The following is an 18,266-nucleotide window of genomic DNA, read 5'->3' as shown; positions in this document are numbered from 1 at the left end:
GACCTGCCCCTGAGAAACACCTCCATGATCGATTAGAGTCCGGCCTATTGCAGGACGGACGAGATGAAGAAGAAACGGTTCACGGAAGAGCAGATCATTGGCATTTTGCGGGAGCAGGAAGCGGGCGCGAAGGTCGCCGATCTGGCGCGCAAATATGCGGTTTCAGAAGCGAGGCTCTACAATTGGAAAGCCAAGTTTGGCGGGATGGACGTCTCCGAAGCCAAGCGTCTGAAGGCGCTCGAGGATGAGAACGCGAAGCTGAAGAAAATCGTCGCCGATTTGTCGCTTGATCGCGAGATGCTTCAGGACGTCATCCGCCGAAAGCTCTGAGGCCTGGTCGCAAGCGCAAGCTGGCGGCGGGGATTTGCATGGACTGGGACGTTTCGATCCGGCGGGCTTGCCGCGTGCTCGAGTTCGACACATCCAGCTACCATTATAAATCCCGTCGCCCCGATCAGGCCTGTGCTTGCTCAAAACTCCGAAAGGTCAGGAAATCCTGGAGATTTACGCGCGACGGCCATAGCGTCGTGGGCATGATTACAATTCTTTCCGCCCTCGTTTCTCTGCTCTCGTTCCGTGTTCGCAGCCGCGCCTCACTGGAGCTTGAGCTCGTGGCGCTGCGAAATCAGGTGACCGTCCTGCGCCGGCAACGCCCTGGTCAGCTTCGGCTCTTCTCCGCCGACCGGCTGCTTTGGGTTTGGCTCTACCGAGTTTGGCCGCAGGTCCTCGAAGCGATGATGCTGGTCAAGCCAGCAACCGTGGTCCAGTGGCATCGCAAAGGCTGCTCTACTGGCGGTGGCGATCGCGCCGTCAGGGACGTCCCCAGATGAGCACCGAGATCCGCGATCTGATCCGCCGGATGAGTCTGGCCAACCCGCTGTGGGGCGCCCCCCGCATCCACGGCGAACTGCTCAAGCTCGGCATCGAGATCAGCCAGGCCACGGTCGGGAGATACCTGCCGTGGCGGCCCAAAGCCCCCTCCCCGACCTGGCGTAGCTTTCTGCACAATCATTTGACCGACATTGCGGCGATCGACATGTTCGTTGTTGCAACCGCGACGTTTCGTCTGCTCTATGCCCTGATTGTCCTCGGACACGACCGAAGGAGAATCATCCATTTCGCGGTCACGCAAAATCCGACACAAGGCTGGCTGGCGCGCCAAATGACCGAGGCCTTTCCCTGGGACACCGCGCCCCGCTATCTGCTGCGGGACCGCGACGCGTCATATGGTTCGGTCTTTCGCCATCGAGTTCGGGCGATGGGCGTCAAAGAGGTTGTCACCGCGCCGCGGTCGCCTTGGCAGAACCCATATGTCGAGCGCCTCATTGGCTCGATCCGCCGCGAATGTTTGGATCACATCGTCATCTTTAACGAGCATCACTTGCGCGAGGTCCTGTCGAAATATTTTGAATACCATCACAAGGCCAGAACGCATCTCTCGCTAAACAAGGATTGTCCGCAACCTCGCGACTTCCAACCTCCCTCTGCAGGCAAGATTATTGCGTTCCCGGAGGTCGGCGGTCTGCATCATCGCTATGAACGTCGCGCCGCGTGAGCTTTTGCGGCGACCGAACAGGCCGACCTGTTTCGGCGTTGCGTGGCCGTTCGGTTTTCTACTGTATCGCTCGGATGCAACGGCGCTGAGAACCCACGCGTGGAGCCCAGATCGCAACTTCCACCAATGTCATATTCGACTCATCAAAAAAGCATCAGTCGCGATCTTCATCGGCAAACCGATCTCCAGACAGGATAGGTTTTTGAGCAGGGACACGGATTTGCCCCGTCCGTGATTGTCACGGACAAACTCAGGTCCTACGGGGCGGCGCTGCAAACCATTGGCTTCTCGGGTCGGCATGAACAAGGTTTACGCGCCAACAACCGGGCGGAGAACTCGCATCAACCTGTTCGACGACGGGAGCGCAAAATGGGAGGCTTCAAATCACCCATGTCAGCTCAACGCTTCGTTTCGTTCCACGCCGTCTACAACGCCTTCAATGTTCAACGACACCTGATCTCCCGAGCAACGCATCGGCGGTTTCGAGCCGAGGCTCACAATGCTTGGCGCGGCGCGACGGTTGCTGCGGCGTGAAGCGAGAACTCAATGATGCTTTCGCGCGAACTCAGCGCGTTAACGTGTCAATGCCTCCCAAAAAGATCCGGCCACGACGCTCGACATCCGTTCACGCCAAAACCGCCCTCAGAGACCCGGCGGCCCTTCGCGCCCCGGACAAGGTCGTTTCGCGTCTCCGCCGCGCGCCGATTTCGCAGCCCTACAGGACACGGGACGGAGCCATAGCTTTTCGATGGCGATACTTGCGAAGTCATGGCAGATTGGTCAGCGAAGGAGTGAGTTATTTTCCGCTCAGCGGAGAAACGCTCTCTGCTTCCTGACGCAATGCCATTTGCTTCGTTTCGCATCTGCGCACCGGGGGCGAAGGTGGAGCCGGAACTTATTGATAGAATTTATGAATGTTCATTTGTTCCCGAGCTCTGGCCTGGGGTGCTCGACGCGCTCGCCGGTTTGATCGAGGCGCGCGGCGGCTCCCTATTCGTCTCCAATGGCGCGTCAACCTATTGGTCGGCGTCCGACATCAATCGGGACCGGACGGAACGCTGCGTTCGCGAGAACTGGCTTGCCCGCGGCACTTTCGCTGCGCGGCTGTTTGGCGCGCGGCATCCGGGGTTTATCACCGAAGATGACGCATTCACGCCCGAGGAGCTTGAGGTCGAGCCGATCTACCGCGACTTTCTCCGCCCGGGCGGCATTGGTCGGGGCGCCGCGACGGTCTTCCCCATGCCGACCGGCGAAAAGGTGATTCTGGCCGTCAATCGCCTTCTCGAACGGGGGCCTGTCGAGAAGCATTTTGTCGACCGGCTGGACGTGCTGCGGCCGCATCTGGCGCGCGCCATCTTAATGTCCGCCCGACTGCAGCTTGAGCGCGCCCGAGCCGCCAGCGAGACCCTGGGAAGCCTCGGTTTGCCGGCGGTGGTGCTGAACGAGCGGGGGAAGACCCTCGCCGCCAACGATCAGCTGAAAAATGTTACAGGCTTCGTCACCTGGCTCGCGCGGGATCACTTCGCGCTGATGGACAAGACAGCTGACCAGATGCTGCGGGCCGCCCTCGAGGCCGTCGAACGCACGCCGGCGGCCGGCGTGCGTTCGTTCCCGGTGCGCGCACCGGACGGAGACGGCGCTTTGGTCGCCCATCTCATTCCAATCCGCCTGTCGGCGCGCGACATCTTCGTCCGTTGCGCCGCGGCGCTGGTTCTAACGCCCGTGGCCGCCCCCTCCGCGCCGCCCGTGGAGCTGGTCCAATCGCTCTTCGATTTGACTCCGGCCGAAGCGCGGGTCGCCCGCAATCTCGTCTCCGGGCAGTCGGTCGACGACATGGCGGATGCTTCAGGCGTTTCGCACAACACGATCCGGACGCATATGCGCTGCGTTCTGCAAAAGACTGGCTGCAACAGGCAATCGGAAGTCGTGGCGCTGCTATCGGGAGTTTCTTTGACGCGTTCGGCCGGCGCGATCCAGGACGTGAATTGATCTCGTCACCAAGATTGGGGATGCGCTGGAGCAAACTTGAGAGATCGTTTGTAGAAAAGAGTGATTTGAGAGGAGCTTTTTATCATGACTTTGACCTTCGACGAGCATGACGCGGGCCGGGAGCCATTCACTCCAAGCGCTGAGGCGCAGCCGCGCTGCATGAATTCGAAATCGCCCACCCCCGGTCAGGGCCCGCTGACTCAAACACAGAAGTTCATCTGGGTCTTCACGATTTTCGCGCTGTTGATGGTTGGAGGACAGTTATTCGCCTGGCGCTACGGCGTAAGCCTCGATGAAGCGGCAAAAACCGGTTTCGCGAAACACACGGTTCTCTTCTGGCAGATGGTCTCAGCGATCTGGGCCGCGACTGTTCTCGCCACGGCGGCGCTGTCGCTCTACGCCTCAACTCGGAGCGATCGTATCGACGAATGGTGGCGTCTGTTTTGGACGTTTGGGTATATCGCGCTGCTCGTCCATCTTTATTGGGCTATCGCCGTCAACGCGGGCTGGGACTGGAACGAGATTTTCAAGAGCCCGCAAGGATTCGGAAAGCCCGAACATGTCGTCGACCATCCTGTGCTCGACCTCGCACTCGCAGCGCTTTGGGGGATCGACGTCGCGCTGGCTTGGCTGACAACGCCCAAAAACAGGTGGTTGCGCTGGTATCGTTCCGGGCTCCACCTGTTCGTGTTCGTTGCGTTCTTCGGGGCCGCCACAAGCACAGGGACCACGGGCGTCGCACGCGGCCTTGGCTTCGGCCTCGCCGCTGTCGCGACCGGCGCGGCCGCTGTCTTCCTTATCCGGCGCGAGGTGGACGAAAAGTCCCTGTCATGGGCGGTGTTCGTGCGCTTTTTCTGGTTATTCAACAAATTCATCGCACACTGGGACAGCCTCCCAACGTTTCTCGCAGTGCTTAATCTGATCGCCGTACGGGCCCGGCTTCGAGAAAAAAATCTGCACAGCGTGTCCGGCATTCCCGTCACGAATAAAAACGGCGTTCGCTCCTTTCCCAACAAGAAGCCGGAATTTCTCGTCGAGCGGCAGAGCGACGGTCTCTACAATGACCTTGAGAAGCCCACGATGGGATGCAGCAGCGCAAATCAAAGCGGCTCGCTCGGCCCGTCAGATTTCGACAAGAGCCATCCCGGCGCACGCTTTGGCCGCAACGTGCCGCTTTCTGAAGCGCATCCCGAAAAAATTGACGCGCTTCTTGAACCCAATCCTCGTCTCGTGAGCAACGTCCTGCTGGCGCGTCCTATCGAAAATGGCGCTCCTAAGGTGACGCCCGCGACCACTCTCAATCTTCTTGCCGGCGCATGGATTCAATTCCAGACGCATGACTGGTTCAATCACGGAACCCCACGGCCGCTCGACGACGAGCCCTTCGAATTCGACGCAATGGATTGGCCCGAAGGAAAAATGCAAATCCGCCGCACCCGCGCCGATCCAACGCGCGATCCAAAATGTGCGAACGACGCCGCGCCGCCAACCTATGTCAGCGCCGAGACGCACTGGTGGGACGCGTCGCAGATTTATGGAGGCGGCGAGGCTTTGCAGCGGGCGTATCGGACAGGAACTGACGGCAAGCTTAAGATCGATCCGAAGACGTATCGGCTCCCGATCGAAGACGTAGAGATCGGCGCGCTGCCATCGAGTTGGTGGGTTGGCCTGGGATTGATGCATGTGCTCTTCACGCTTGAGCACAATGCTATTTGCGATCATCTGCGCGAACAATTTCCCGAATGGCGCCAGCTGAAAAATGGCGGCGACGACCAGTTCTTCCGGATCGCCCGCCTGATCAACAGCGCGCTGATGGCCAAAATCCACACAGTCGAGTGGACGCCGGCGATCCTCGATCACCCCGCTTTGCAGTTCATCATGCATGGCAGCTGGTGGGGCGCCGCCCAGGAATTCATCACCCGGCATCTCGGCCGGATCAGCGAGGGCGAGATCATCAGCGGCATTCCAGGATCGAGGAAGGATCACTTCGGGGAGGATTATTGCCTCACCGAGGAATTCGTCTCGGTATACCGCATGCATCCGCTGCTGCCCGAGACCCTGCCGCTTCGCCGCCGCGAAGACGATCAACACATCCACGCGCTCAAATTTGTTGGCGAGGATTTCGACGACCCGAACCTCGCGACCGGTCCAAAGGCTATGTCCAACGCTGGAGCCCACGCGTCCTTCGCCGACATCCTTTACAGTTTCGGCATGGAGAACCCGGGCGCTCTGCAACTGCGCAACTATCCCAACTGGATGCGAAGGATGCGCCGCAACCACGGTCACCGACAGGAGGAATTCATCGATCTGGCTGCAATCGACATTCTGCGCGACCGCGAGCGCGGCGTGCCGCGTTACAACAGGTTCCGCGAACTATTTCATATGCCGCGCAAGTCGTTCGAGGCGATGTCGGACGATCCGACGATCGTGGCGGACCTTTGCCGGGTTTATGTCGATCCCGACAAGGTCGATCTGATGGTGGGCATGTATGCGGAGACGCCGCCGGTGGGGTTCGGCTTCAGCGATACGGCGTTCCGAGTCTTCATTCTGATGGCTGGGCGCCGGCTGAAAAGCGACCGCCTGTTCACCGACGATTACCGGCCGGAAATCTACACCCAGGCGGGGCTCGACTGGATTAACGATAACTCAATGATATCAGTGCTGTTACGCCATTTTCCCGAGCTTGCGCCCGCCTTGCGGGGGGTGGATAACGCTTTTGCGCCATGGAGCAAGAAGCGAACAGACGCGTAGCGGTTGTCGAAAAGCATTCCAAAGAAACGCGCATCATCTGTTCAAAATGCAAGACTGTGGTCCATGGCCCAGACGAGCAAAAAACCACGTTCGCCCCGCTCGTGACGCTCGCCGCAGACCGCCGCCGCATCCTGCTCCATCATCTCGTTCAGCGCCTCGACCCCGGCGGCAAGGCAGAACCGCTCGAAGCTCGCCGACATGGTCGCCAGCGCTTCGGCTTTCAGCGCATGCGTGGGAATCGCCCGTCGATGTGGTATGTTCCTTCATGGCGTTGCTTTCCTTTCGTGGAATCAGCACCCCGAGCCTAACTGTCCTTGTCGGAAATTAAATCCGAACATATTGATGGTGCAATCCGCCGAGAATTGGCGTTGGAAGAATGCGCCCGACGGCCTGAATGGCGCGCGATGCCGGCGCGTCTTTGTTCAAAGCGAGATGTGTCCGAGCGCCGTTATAATACTCCATATATGAAAGCAACACATGGCGCAGATGCCGCTCGCCAAAGACGACGACATGGTCAAGACATTCGCGTCGGATGGAGCCGATCAGCCGTTCACATTGTCCGTTCTGCCAAGGCGATCGCGGCGCGGTCGGCCGGTCACGGATCCCCATGGCGCGAAGACGCCGCGTGAATATCTCGCCATAGACGCCGTCGCGATCCCGAATGAGATAGTGCGGCGTCCTTTGCCAACCGCAAGCCTCGGTGAGTTGCCGGGCGATCCATTCGGCGGTCGGGCGCGTTGTCACTCCGAACCATAACATCTGGCGTCGGCTGTGCCGTAAAATCAGCAAGCCATAAAGCAGCCGAAATGAGATTGTCGGAACGACAAACAGGTCGATTTGTACGCGGCGGCGCAATAATCGGCCATTGAGCGGCGCATATTGCGGCCGCGTGGCGGCGTAAAACCCGGCCAGTTTTAGGCTGACTTCCCGAACATTGATTCGGGAGGGCGGCCGGGGATGTTTGCGGTGGAGATTTACGCGGCGGTTCGACGCTTTGTTTTCATTGAGGGCAAGAGCCGGCGTGAGGCGGCGCGCGTGTTCGGACTGAGCCGGGACACGGTGGCGAAGATGTGCCGCTATTCGGCGCCGCCGGGTTACGTGCGCACCAAGGCTCCGGAGCGGCCGAAGCTGGGGCCGTTGCTTCCGGCGATCGACGCCATCCTGGACACCGACAAGATGGCGCCGCCGAAGCAGCGGCATACAGCGAAGCGGATTTTCGAACGGCTGCGGGATGAGCACGGCTTCGCCGGCGGCTACACCGTGGTGAAGGATTATGTGCGGCTGGCGCGCACGCGCTCGCGCGAGGTATTCGTGCCGCTCGCGCATCCGCCGGGTCATGCGCAGGTCGATTTTGGCGAATGCGTCGGCGTCATTGGCGGCGTGCGGATGAAGCTGCCTGTGTTCTGCTTCGACCTGCCGCAGTCGGACGCCTGCTTTATCAAGGCCTATGCGGCGGAGACGACGGAAGCTTTTCTCGACGGCCACGTCTCGGCCTTCGCGTTCTTTGGCGGCGTTCCGCTGTCGATCCTCTACGACAATCTCAAGATCGCCGTGGCGAAGATACTGGGCGGCGGCGAACGGCGGCGCACGCAGGCCTTTACCGAACTCGTCAGTCATTTTTTGTTCGACGACCGCTTCGGGCGTCCCGGCAAAGGCAATGACAAGGGGAAAGTAGAAGGGCTGGTAAAATATTCGCGGGCCAATTTTCTGACGCCCGTTCCGCATGCGCCGTCCATCGAAGCACTCAACGCCAGGCTCGCGAAGCGCTGCCGCGCTCGCCAGAACGAGCGCGCCGGCCGGCATCAGCAGACGATCGGCGAGAGGCTCGTCGCCGACATGGCCGCCTTTCGAGAACTTCCCGCCGCGCCGTTCGAGGCTTGCCACAAGGTCGCGACAAAGGTCTCGTCCCTGTCGCTCGTCCGCTATCGCACGAACGATTATTCGGTTCCCACAAAGTATGGCTTTCGCGACGTGCTGGCGAAAGGCTTCGTCGACGAGGTCGCCATTTTCTGCGACGGCGCCCTGATCGCCCGTCATGCGCGCAGCTACGCCCGCGACGATTTTATTTTTGAGCCGCGTCACTATCTAGCGTTGCTCGAGCAAAAGCCTGGCGCGCTGGATCAAGCGGCGCCCTTGCAGGGCTGGACGTTGCCCGAGACGCTCGCGCATCTGCGCCGACTTCTGGAAACGCGCATGGGCAAGCGCGGCAAGCGCGAGTTCATTCAGGTGCTGCGACTGACGGAAGTGTTTCCCGAAGCCGTCGTCATCGGCGCGGCGCTCGACGCCATAAGGCTGGGCGCCATCGGTTTCGACGCAGTCAAACAACTCGTCATCGCAAGAACTGAGAACAGGCCCGCGCGTCTCGATCTTTCCGCCTATCCCTACTTGCCGTCACTGAACGTCAAGACGACATCGCCCGCCGATTATCTCGCGCTCGTTTCCAGGGAGGCGGCATGACCACGTCCGCCTCTGCCGATATCCCTGCGCCGCCGCGGGTTTTGCTCGGCCATCATCTGCGGCAGCTCAAATTGCCGACGATCCTGCGGGAATACGAGAAGGTCGCCGCCGAGGCGGCGCGCGAAGGTCAGGATCACGTCCGATACCTTTTACGCCTCGTCGAACTCGAACTCATCGACCGCGAACGACGCATGGTCGAGCGGCGTATCCGCGCCGCGCGCTTCCCGGCGGTGAAAAGCTTCGACACATTCGACTTCGCCGCCATCCCATCGCTCAACAAACCGCTCGTTCTCGAACTCGCCCGTTGCGAATATATCGTCGCCCGCGACAACATCATCGCCCTCGGCAACAGCGGCACGGGCAAGACGCATGTCTGCCTGGCGCTCGGCCTCGCCGCCTGTCAACGGGGCCTTTCCGTCGCCTTCACGACAGCCGCCGGGCTCGTTCATCAACTGATGGAGGCGCGCGACGAAAAGCGTCTGCTCAGGCTCCAGGCGCAACTCGCCGCCGTCAAGCTGCTCATCGTCGACGAACTCGGCTATGTGCCACTGTCGCAGACCGGCGCCGAACTACTTTTCGAAGTGTTCAGCCAGCGCCACGAACTCGGATCGACGATCGTCACGTCCAATCTGCCGTTCGACGAATGGACGAGCGTCTTTGGTAATCAGCGTCTCACCGGCGCGCTGCTCGACCGCCTCACCCATCACGTCCACATTCTCGAGAGTAGAGTCGAAGACGGGCGCGGTAGTATGGCCGATTGGCCGATACCCCGTTTCCCGTCCCCGCTCATCGAACCGGACGTGCCGATTTCCGGCATCCGGCTCTCCGATTGACTTCACTACAAAGCTGTCGGTCGCGACTGGTAGTAGACGCTCGCCATTTGGAGCACGCCGATTTCTCCGAACACGAGGCTCCGAGAGAACCGACGACTGCCGCGTGTGCCTACCTTGTGCCGTCTCGCGAGGAAGTTCCGCATCCGATCATAGACGTGATTGTCGATCGCCCGGTACGCCGGCACACGCGTCCCCACCGAGAAGTAATTCGCCCATCCCCGAAGGACTCGGTTCAGGTCTAAAACGATCTCGTCCAGGGGGCGGCTATCGCCACGTCGTAGCATCGATCCAACCTTGTCCTTGATCTTTTGAGTGCTCTTCCTTGATGGGCTGGCGCCGAGATACCAATGGCCATCCTTCCGAAAGTGATGTGGTCCGAACGCATAGCCAAGAAAATCGAACCGCTCTCGCCGAGCGTCCCTCACCGAGGTTTTGGTCTCATTGACGGTCAACCCCAGTTTGGTCATCACACCTCTCGTCCATTCCAAGGCCGCGCGCGCATGCCCGTGGCTCAGAATGACAAAGTCGTCCGCGTAGGCGACGACTTTTGCGGAGAATGCATCCGAGCGCCCTGTCAGCCGCCAGTGCTTCAGGAACCGGTTCATGTACAGGTTACTGAGCAGTGGGCTAATCACCCCGCCTTGAGGGGTGCCGCGCTTGTTCGATTTTCCACCAGAAATGGCCTTCTTACCGTTCGCGCCTTGCTCCTCGACCGGAGTCGTCAGCCACATCTTGACTAGATGGAGGACGTCTCGATCAACGATCCGGCGAGCGACTGACTGCATCAGTGCGCCATGAGGGATCGTATCGAAGAACTTGGCGAGATCGGCATCGACCACATCCGTGTAGCCCCGGCAAATCAGCCGGTGCACTTCCTTGATAGCGTTCGTTGCGCTTCGCCTCGGACGATATCCATAGACATTCTCTTCCAGGTCCGCTTCGAAGATCGGCTCAAGGAGAAGCTTGGCGGCTGTTTGTACCACGCGGTCCCGGATCGTCGGGATGCCGAGTGGCCGTTCTCCACCCCCGGGCTTCGGGATCATTACCCTGCGCACCGGCGCTGCCTTATACGTCTTCGCTGCGAGATCCATCCGCAAGTCCGATAACCACTTCTCCAGCCCCTCCGCCTCGATCATCGCGAACGTAATCCCGTCCACCCCCGGAGCCCCGCGATTCGCGCGAGCCAACCGGTATGCGTGGAAAAGAATGTCCTCCCGACATATCTTGTCGTAGAGCAGGTAGAAGCGGAAAGCGGGTTCGGCCTTCGCTTTACAGTAGAGCTTTCTCTGAAGGGTCCGGATATTCAACGGTGTTTCAAGGTTCATCGCCAATCACCACACCTTCCCATCTTCAAAAGCATGCCAAAAGTCGGGGTCCTTCCCTCCCCCGGCATTACCCGGCTTCGACAGTACTATGACCCCGTCCGACTCCCGCTTGGACCGCCGCCCTGAAAGACGACGTAGAGGTCACTGACCTCGTCCAGAACGGGTCTCCCCCGTTGCCCGTATCACCTTCCCGGCGTGCCATGCCCATTACCCCGGCGGATCGACTGGGGGCATGCGTCGATTACTTGCCCAGTCGTGCAGCCTTCCCCGTCATTCAGTCGGGTCGGCATCCGCGATTTCACTTTCGAGGCCTGCTCAGGCTTCACTCACGTTATGGCCCGTCGGATTGCTCGACCGCCCAAGGCGGCCTTTGTCACGAGGCTTCAGTCCGGCCAGTTACCCAACCCAACCGCTCGTCAGCTACCAGACCAATCGACAATTATCTGGGTGGAACCTTCCTCCACTGGCGATACGCGCCATCGGGGCGCACTGAACGGCGAGAGCTATCGGCTCAAGCAATCGAGGGCCCGGCGTCACAAGCAGCCGCAGCCCACCGCAGAGCAGACCATCGATCCCGATACCGGCGAAATCTCGCCGACGTAGCCAAAGAATTATTTCGCCGCCGACATGCAAAGGGGCCCGATCGGGCCCCTTTGCATGTCGGCCATCGCGACCAACTGGCCTGGTTTTACTCCGCCCCAATGGCAGGAAATCTCTCCGCCGTTGACAGATGCACCGGCGCTGCGAACCCACGCATGGCGCCTGGATCGTAACTTCCCTCAATCTATTCGGCTCATCAAAAAAGCATCCGCGAACTTCATCGGCAAACCAATTCCCAGACCGGATAGGTTTTTTGAGCAGGGACATCCAGACTCACAAATAATCATTAGTCTGGAGACCCTCATGGCCCTCGGGAAACAAGCGAAGACTCTCTCTAAGGGACAGGTCGACGCACTTCTCGGCTACGTCGCCCGAACTCGTCGCCCCATCCGGAACCGGGTCATCGTACTCCTCTCAATAAGAGCCGGGTTGCGTGCGAAGGAGATCGCGTCTTTGACGTGGGACATGGTCACTGACTCTGAGGGGCGCATCGGAGCCGCGATCCACCTTCAGGATAGCGCCTCCAAGGGCAGGTCGGGTCGGATCATCCCCATAAGCTCTCAGCTAAGGACAACCCTTTGCATCCCGCAAGCGCGCCGATGGCGGCGTAACAATTGCTTTCGAGGAGAATTGGAAAAGCTTGCGCCTGTCTCGCATCAAAGATCAGTTGCGCGAGTCGCGCGTTCGCAAAGCCGATCTTGTTCCAGGAGCCATAGGCCGCCTCTTCTTCTGGGTTTAACTCAACGTGAAGCGGCCCAACTAGTTCGTGGCCCGCTTCCCCTAAGCATCTCGTCAATCCCGCTTTCAGCAGGGCGTCGGGGCCTGCCGCAGCGCCCTTGTCGGCGTCGGTGGCGTAACGAAATGTTATGGTGGCAAATCTCATTTCGGGGTGCTGCACCGCTCGCGCGAGCAGCTTCGCTTGTGCTTGCCAATCGCCAGCTTTGATTGGGACAATGCACGGCGGCGTTCGGGCGTAAAGCGCCTTCGGTGCTGAGGGCCGCAGGTTTGAAGCAGGCGGGCGCCTGTCGCTTGCGCGCAACACGGCGGGGGTGCCGTGCGGCCTCTCGCTCACACTGCCAAAAGCCAGGAGAGACTCCATTGCAAATCGAGCGCGAAAAAATAATCGCCGCGATCGGCGGGGCGAAGTCTGTCGAGGCGATGGACGATGAGGCCCGCGCAGAGGCGTTGGAAGATTATTTGATGAAGGAACTGGACGAAAGTCCGGTAGCGAAAGTTCCCACGGTCGCTGATTTGGAGAGCCGGATCGAGACGAGGACCTTCCGCCGAGGCGTCGGCAGCCTTTTCGCGGTGGGTGGATTGTCGCCCTTGGGAGAACGACTTTCGGACGAGCCGGAAACCGTAAGGCAGCTGCCGCCGCTTCCCGCGCAGCCGACTTTGCTGGATTACTTCGAACTGCGGTTTGCTCCAGCGCGCCACGCGCTTCAAAGCGCCGACAGAGCGCTAACGCATAATATGGACGAAGAGGTCGTGTTAGCATGCCTGCTGCACGACTTGGGGCAGACGCTTATCAAAACCGATCATGGATGGTGGGGCGCACAACTGTTCAGGCCGTATGTCTCCGAAAGGGTAGCTTTCGCCATCCAATACCACCAAGCTCTGCGCTTCTTTTCAGATCCATCCGTAGGCTATGAATATCCAGAACAGTACAATTTTATCTTCGGTCGAGACTACGTGCCGCCTCCATACATCCGTGCTGCCTATGAATATTGTCGCAAACACAAATGGTATATATCTGCGCGGCTGATCACCATAAATGACCTTTACTCGTTCGATCCAGATCGCGTTGTCGATTTGAGTAAATTTACTGACATTATCGGGCGGCACTTCAAGCAGCCGCCAGAGGGGCTTGGCTTTGACGAGAGTCCATCCGCGCATATGTGGCGGGCGATCTCGACGCCAGATACGCCGCTCTAGGCGCGCACATCGAGGCCGCGGCGGATCCGAAAGGAGATCAGGGGCTGCGCTGCGTTTCGCCGCACTGGGGACGCTTGCCTTGGGATCTTGAATCGGCGTCCTACCAGCCCCATTCGAGCAAGAATTCTGGCCTCACGACGATAGTCGACAGTCCGGTTGGGGTCATGAGTTGCCCTTGGTGTGAGGCTCGTTTGCGCCGCCAAGGGCTGACCTTCAACGAGGCCATGGTCGTGTGCCTGCAAATATCGATTTAGGATGCCTTTCCTTCCTCTCGTTTCGGTTTGCTCAGCGTGCCTCCATCATTCGACGCGACGCCGCCAAGAGAGACGCTCGTCGGCTCTGTCGAGCGGGTGACCTTCCATAATGAAGACAATGGCTTCGCCGTACTGAAGGTGAAGGCGCGCGGCAAGCGCGACCTCGTTCCGGTCGTCGGCCATGTCGCTTCGATCGCGGCAGGCGAATTCATCCACGCCGTCGGGGTTTGGATCACAGACCGCGCCCACGGCCTTCAGTTCAAGGCGGACTTTCTCAAGACCACGCCGCCAACGACGGCGGAGGGAATCGAAAAATATCTCGGTTCCGGCATGGTGCGCGGGATCGGCCCCGTGCTCGCCAAACGGATCGTCGCGGTTTTCGGCGAGAAGACCTTCGAGGTTATCGAGGCGGAGCCGGAGCGCATGCGCGAGGTTGCCGGCATCGGCGAATTCCGGGCTGGGAAGATTGTCACCGGCTGGGCCGAGCAAAAAGCCGTGCGCGACATCATGGTCTTTTTGCACGCGCACGGGGTCGGCACGTCCCGAGCCGTGCGCATCTTCAAGACTTATGGCCACGACGCCATTCAGGTCATGACCGAGAATCCCTATCGTCTGGCGCGCGACATTCGCGGCATCGGCTTTCGGACCGCCGACGCCATCGCCATGAAGCTCGGCATGACGCGGGAGGCCCCCCAACGGGTGCGGGCCGGAATTTCTTACGCCTTGCAGGAGGCGACAGACGAAGGTCACTGCGGTCTCCCCATCGAGGAGCTGATTAAGCTGGCGACGGCGCTGCTCGAAGTCGATGAGGGAGCCATTCGGACTGCCCTCACGGATGAGCTCGCCGGCGGCGATGTGGTGGCGAACACGATCGAAGAAAAGCCCTGCGTGTTCCTGCGGGGCTTGTATCTCGCCGAACGCGGCGTCGCCGATCGGCTGCGCTCCCTGATAGGTGGCTCGCCGCCCTGGCCGACGATCGATGTCGACAAGGCCATTCCATGGGTCGAGAAGCGCACGGGCAAGACTTTCGCCGCGTCTCAGCGCGCCGCGATCGGCATGGTTCTCAATTCCAAGGCGGCTGTGGTCACCGGCGGCCCCGGCGTCGGTAAAACCACACTGCTCGACGCCATCCTGCGCATTCTCGCGGCCAAAGGAACTCGCCTTCTGCTCGCAGCGCCCACCGGCCGCGCCGCCAAGCGCATGAGCGAGCAGACGGGAATCGAAGCCAAGACCATTCACCGCCTGCTCGAGACCGATCCGAAGAGCGGGGGCTTCCGCCGCGACGCCGACAATCCGCTCGACTGCGATCTGCTCGTCATCGACGAGACAAGCATGGTCGACGCCTCGCTGATGTTTGCGGTATTGAAAGCGGTTCCGGCAAAGTCCGGTTTGCTGCTCGTTGGCGACGTCGACCAACTTCCCTCGGTCGGTCCGGGTCAAGTTCTCGGCGACATCATCGACTCAGGCGTCGTTCCCGTCGCGCGGTTGACGGAAGTGTTCCGGCAAGCGGAGGAAAGCCGGATCGTCAGGAACGCGCATCGCATCAATCGTGGCGAAATGCCCGAATGGCCGAAGTCGGGCGAAGAAACGGATTTCTTTTTCGTCGAGGCGAAAGAGCCGGAGCAAGGCGCGGCCAAGATCGTCGACATTGTTCGCGACCGAATTCCGCGCCGCTTCGGCCTTGATCCCGTTCGCGATGTGCAAGTGCTCTGCCCAATGCAACGCGGCGTTCTCGGCGCGCGAGCGCTCAACAGCGATCTCCAGAACGCCCTCAATCCGAACATGGCCGAGAAGATCGAGCGTTTTGGCTGCAGCTTCGCACCGGGCGATAAGGTGATGCAGATCGAGAACGACTACGACCGCGAGGTGTTCAACGGCGACCTTGGTCGAGTCCGCCGTATCGACCAAGCCGATGGCGTCCTCATCGCGGAGTTTGACGGTCGCCAGGTTGAATATCCGTTTGGCGAACTCGACGCGCTCGTTCCCGCCTATGCGACGACGATCCATAAATCGCAGGGATCAGAATATCCCGCAGTCGTGATCGCAATCGCCACCCAGCACTACGCGATGCTCGCTAGAAATCTCCTCTACACCGCGGTTACTCGCGGCAAGCGCCTTGTCGTCATCGTCGGGCAGCGCAAGGCTTTGGCGATCGCGGTTCGTACCCACGGACGCAAGCGACGGTGGACCAAACTCAAGGAATGGCTGTCGCCGCGCTGATCGAATGGCCTGATCAAACATTGATTAGCTTACAGTAGATGCCGTTCGCGAGGCCAAGGCAAGCCCCCTCGCGTTCAAAGCCGCCTCTTATCGACAGAGGATCATTTGAAAGCCGACACAGAAGTTTGCGCTGCAAATCTGATCAGTGCCAATGAGGCGCGTCGTCGAGCGGCCGGGTTCGGGGTCCAAAACCGAGTAAAATGACTCGGCAAAGCCCTGCTTTCTGCAGTACGCATCTGCAGCCGGTTTCCCGCAGTCAGTCGCCCAGTTGAGACACGCGTCCAGCCGATGTCCTTTCCAGACAGGATTGGCTTTTACCTGGTTCAACGGAACAGGCCCCGTGCAGGTGATAGACTTGAAGCCGGTGCAGAAACTGCCCTCACAGACCTGATTGGTCCCGCTCACTCGCGTGCGCCCTACCCCCGGCTCTGGGGCAAAGTTGCTGGCGCCGAAGAAACGCCTGCGCTTGCAGAAATTGTCGGCCGCCGCCTTGCCGCAATCGGTTGCCCAGGTCAGACACCAGTCCAGACGATCATCAAACCACCTCGGCTGATTGTAAATCTTATTCTGGGCGAATGCAGAGTGCGGCATACCTGAAAAGACTAAAAGGAAAAACATTGGCGCCGCAAAAAGGCGTGCATGGGAAAGCAGCCCGCGTTTCATCAAATCCTCCCACACCAATCACGTTCGAGAGGGATCAATCAAAGCTCCGGCTCAACGTTTCCCGCAGCAAATGGTTCCAATGGCGCGAAGACGCCGTGTGAATATCTCGCCATAGACGCCGTCGCGATCACGAATGAGATAGTGCGGCGTGCTTTCCCGACCGCAAGCCTCGGTGAGTTGTCGGGCGATCCATTCGGCGGTCGGATGCGCCGTCACTCCGAGCCATAACATCTGGCGTCGGCCGTGCTGCAAAATCAGCAAGCCATAAAGCAGCCGAAATGAGATTGTCGGAACGACAAACAGGTCGATTGAAGCGATCCCGTCGGCATGATTGCGGAGGAACGTGTGCCTGCTCAAAAGTCCGAAAGGTCGGGAAAGCCTGGAGATTTTCGCGCGACTGCCATAGCGTCGCGGGCATGATGACAATTCTTTCCGCCCTCGTTTCATTGCTCTCGTTCCGTGTCCGGAGCCGCGCCTCATTGGAGCTTGAGCTCGTCGCCCTGCGACATCAGGTGACCGTCCTGCGTCGGCAACGCCCTGGTCAGCTTCGGCTCCTCTCCGCCGACCGGCTGCTTTGGGTTTGGCTCTACCGAGTTTGGCCGCAGGTCATCGACGCGATGATGCTGGTCAAGCCAGCAACCGTGGTCCAGTGGCATCGTAAAGGCTTTCGGCTCTACTGGCGGTGGCGATCGCGCCGCCTCGGACGGCCGCGGGCGAGCGGCGAGATCCGCGATCTGATCCGTCAGATGAGCTTGGCTAACCCGCTCTGGGGCGCCCCGCGCATCCATGGCGAGCTGCTCAAGCTCGGCATCGAGGTCAGCCAAGCCACGGTCGGGAGATATCTGCCGTGGCGGCCCAAAGCCCCCTCCCCGACTTGGCGTAGCTTTCTGCACAACCACCTCACCGACATTGCGGCGATCGACATGTTCGTTGTTGCAACCGCGACGTTTCGTCTACTCTATGCCCTGATTGTCCTCGGACACGACCGAAGGAGAATCATCCATTTCGCGGTCACGCAAAATCCGACACAAGGCTGGCTGGCGCGCCAAATGACCGAGGCCTTTCCCTGGGATGCCGCGCCCCGCTATCTGCTGCGGGACCGCGACGCGTCATATGGTTCGGTCTTTCGCCGTCGAGTTCGGGCGATGGGCGTGAAAGAGGTTGTCACCGCGCCGCGGTCGCCTTGGCAGAACCCATATGTCGAGCGCCTCATCGGTTCGATCCGCCGCGAATGTTTGGATCACATCGTCATCTTTAACGCGGGTCACTTGCGCGACGTCCTGTCGAAATATTTCGAATACCATCACAAGGCCAGAACGCATCTCTCGCTCAACAAAGATTGTCCGCAGCCTCGCCGCATCCAACCCCCGTCTGCAGGCAAGATTATTGCGTTCCCCGAGGTTGGCGGTTTGCATCATCGTTACGAACGTCGCGCCGCGTGAGCTAATTGTGGCCACCGAACAGGTCGACCTGCTTCGGCATGGGAGGCTGTTCGCATTTACAACTGAATCGCTCGGCTGCAACAGAGTTGGGAAGTCCACGCGTGGCGCCGAAATCGCAGCTTCCGTCAATCTTCTATTCGACTCATCGAAAAAGCGTCAGTCGCCAATTTCATCGGCAAATCAATTCCCAGACCGGATAGGTTTTTGAGCAGGGACAGGATCAGACCAGCAAGCAAATCCTA

Annotated in this window: 13 protein-coding genes and 3 pseudogenes; 11 read left to right on the top strand and 5 right to left on the bottom strand. The window is 60.0% G+C overall.

Annotated features, from left to right (window positions below; all coding sequences use genetic code 11):
* Positions 1–63 precede the first annotated feature (63 nt).
* From AC0X69_RS15650 to AC0X69_RS15630, 5 genes and pseudogenes are all read left to right on the top strand, one after another.
* Positions 64–277: pseudogene (locus AC0X69_RS15650) on the top strand (transposase); the annotation flags it as partial.
* A gap of 435 nt (positions 278–712) precedes the next feature.
* Positions 713–1,555: an integrase core domain-containing protein gene (locus AC0X69_RS15645; protein WP_482608694.1), complete on the top strand. Its 843-nt coding sequence runs from the start codon at positions 713–715 to the stop codon at positions 1,553–1,555.
* A 216-nt stretch (positions 1,556–1,771) separates the two neighbouring features.
* Positions 1,772–2,089, top strand: a pseudogene (locus AC0X69_RS15640) (DDE-type integrase/transposase/recombinase); the annotation flags it as partial.
* A 411-nt stretch (positions 2,090–2,500) separates the two neighbouring features.
* Complete coding sequence (locus tag AC0X69_RS15635; protein WP_482608693.1) at positions 2,501–3,544, top strand: helix-turn-helix transcriptional regulator; 1,044 nt, start codon at positions 2,501–2,503, stop codon at positions 3,542–3,544.
* A gap of 84 nt (positions 3,545–3,628) precedes the next feature.
* Positions 3,629–6,295, top strand: coding sequence for a peroxidase family protein (locus tag AC0X69_RS15630; protein WP_482608692.1), 2,667 nt, complete (start codon positions 3,629–3,631; stop codon positions 6,293–6,295).
* A gap of 41 nt (positions 6,296–6,336) precedes the next feature.
* On the opposite strand, the gene AC0X69_RS15625 is transcribed toward AC0X69_RS15630, so the two are convergent.
* Together AC0X69_RS15625 and AC0X69_RS15620 are read right to left on the bottom strand one after the other, a co-directional pair.
* Positions 6,337–6,495, bottom strand: coding sequence for a hypothetical protein (locus AC0X69_RS15625; RefSeq protein WP_482608691.1), 159 nt, complete (start codon positions 6,493–6,495; stop codon positions 6,337–6,339).
* Positions 6,496–6,619: 124 nt separating this feature from the next.
* Positions 6,620–7,054: an integrase core domain-containing protein gene (locus AC0X69_RS15620; protein ID WP_482608690.1), complete on the bottom strand. Its 435-nt coding sequence runs from the start codon at positions 7,052–7,054 to the stop codon at positions 6,620–6,622.
* Positions 7,055–7,252: 198 nt separating this feature from the next.
* Between AC0X69_RS15620 and istA the strand changes: the two genes are divergently transcribed.
* Both istA and istB read left to right on the top strand, forming a co-directional pair.
* Entirely contained in the window at positions 7,253–8,752 is a 1,500-nt protein-coding gene (istA, locus tag AC0X69_RS15615; protein WP_482608689.1) for an IS21 family transposase, read from the top strand.
* Positions 8,749–9,585 carry an IS21-like element helper ATPase IstB gene (gene istB, locus AC0X69_RS15610; RefSeq protein WP_482608688.1) on the top strand — a complete coding sequence of 279 codons (837 nt, stop codon included), beginning with the start codon at positions 8,749–8,751 and terminating at the stop codon, positions 9,583–9,585. The genes istA and istB overlap by 4 nt, the downstream gene beginning before the upstream one ends.
* 5 nt (positions 9,586–9,590) lie before the next feature.
* On the opposite strand, the gene ltrA is transcribed toward istB, so the two are convergent.
* A complete protein-coding gene (gene ltrA, locus AC0X69_RS15605; RefSeq protein ID WP_482613388.1) occupies positions 9,591–10,910 on the bottom strand; it encodes a group II intron reverse transcriptase/maturase in 1,320 nt (439 codons plus the stop codon).
* A gap of 627 nt (positions 10,911–11,537) precedes the next feature.
* Between ltrA and AC0X69_RS15600 the strand changes: the two are divergent.
* Positions 11,538–12,023: pseudogene (locus AC0X69_RS15600) on the top strand (hypothetical protein); the annotation flags it as partial.
* A 31-nt stretch (positions 12,024–12,054) separates the two neighbouring features.
* Here the strand turns inward: AC0X69_RS15600 and AC0X69_RS15595 are convergent.
* Positions 12,055–12,408, bottom strand: coding sequence for an arginase family protein (locus tag AC0X69_RS15595; protein ID WP_482613460.1), 354 nt, complete (start codon positions 12,406–12,408; stop codon positions 12,055–12,057).
* A 200-nt stretch (positions 12,409–12,608) separates the two neighbouring features.
* On the opposite strand from AC0X69_RS15595, the gene AC0X69_RS15590 reads away from it, so the two are divergent.
* Both AC0X69_RS15590 and recD2 read left to right on the top strand, forming a co-directional pair.
* Positions 12,609–13,445, top strand: a complete 837-nt coding sequence (locus AC0X69_RS15590) for a hypothetical protein (protein ID WP_482608687.1) — start codon at positions 12,609–12,611, stop codon at positions 13,443–13,445.
* A 290-nt stretch (positions 13,446–13,735) separates the two neighbouring features.
* A complete protein-coding gene (recD2, locus tag AC0X69_RS15585) occupies positions 13,736–15,919 on the top strand; it encodes an SF1B family DNA helicase RecD2 (protein WP_482608686.1) in 2,184 nt (727 codons plus the stop codon).
* Positions 15,920–16,006: 87 nt separating this feature from the next.
* On the opposite strand, the gene AC0X69_RS15580 is transcribed toward recD2, so the two are convergent.
* Positions 16,007–16,582, bottom strand: coding sequence for a hypothetical protein (locus AC0X69_RS15580; RefSeq protein ID WP_482608685.1), 576 nt, complete (start codon positions 16,580–16,582; stop codon positions 16,007–16,009).
* Between the two features lie 416 nt (positions 16,583–16,998).
* On the opposite strand from AC0X69_RS15580, the gene AC0X69_RS15575 reads away from it, so the two are divergent.
* Complete coding sequence (locus AC0X69_RS15575) at positions 16,999–18,024, top strand: integrase core domain-containing protein (protein WP_482608684.1); 1,026 nt, start codon at positions 16,999–17,001, stop codon at positions 18,022–18,024.
* The last annotated feature ends 242 nt before the right edge of the window (positions 18,025–18,266 follow it).

This window comes from Methylocystis sp. Uni0008 (genome assembly GCF_056838045.1).
Note: the sequence above shows the minus strand (reverse complement) of the source record. Positions and strands in the feature narration are given on the sequence as shown.

Bases quoted from the DNA above. Each gene is read 5' to 3' on its own strand.
- AC0X69_RS15630 (WP_482608692.1), top strand. From the start codon at position 3,629: ATGACTTTGACCTTCGACGAGCATGACGCGGGCCGGGAGCCATTCACT.
- AC0X69_RS15625 (WP_482608691.1), bottom strand. From the start codon at position 6,495: ATGTCGGCGAGCTTCGAGCGGTTCTGCCTTGCCGCCGGGGTCGAGGCG.
- AC0X69_RS15620 (WP_482608690.1), bottom strand. From the start codon at position 7,054: ATGTTATGGTTCGGAGTGACAACGCGCCCGACCGCCGAATGGATCGCC.
- istA (WP_482608689.1), top strand. From the start codon at position 7,253: ATGTTTGCGGTGGAGATTTACGCGGCGGTTCGACGCTTTGTTTTCATT.
- istB (WP_482608688.1), top strand. From the start codon at position 8,749: ATGACCACGTCCGCCTCTGCCGATATCCCTGCGCCGCCGCGGGTTTTG.
- ltrA (WP_482613388.1), bottom strand. From the start codon at position 10,910: ATGAACCTTGAAACACCGTTGAATATCCGGACCCTTCAGAGAAAGCTC.
- AC0X69_RS15580 (WP_482608685.1), bottom strand. From the start codon at position 16,582: ATGAAACGCGGGCTGCTTTCCCATGCACGCCTTTTTGCGGCGCCAATG.
- AC0X69_RS15575 (WP_482608684.1), top strand. From the start codon at position 16,999: ATGATGACAATTCTTTCCGCCCTCGTTTCATTGCTCTCGTTCCGTGTC.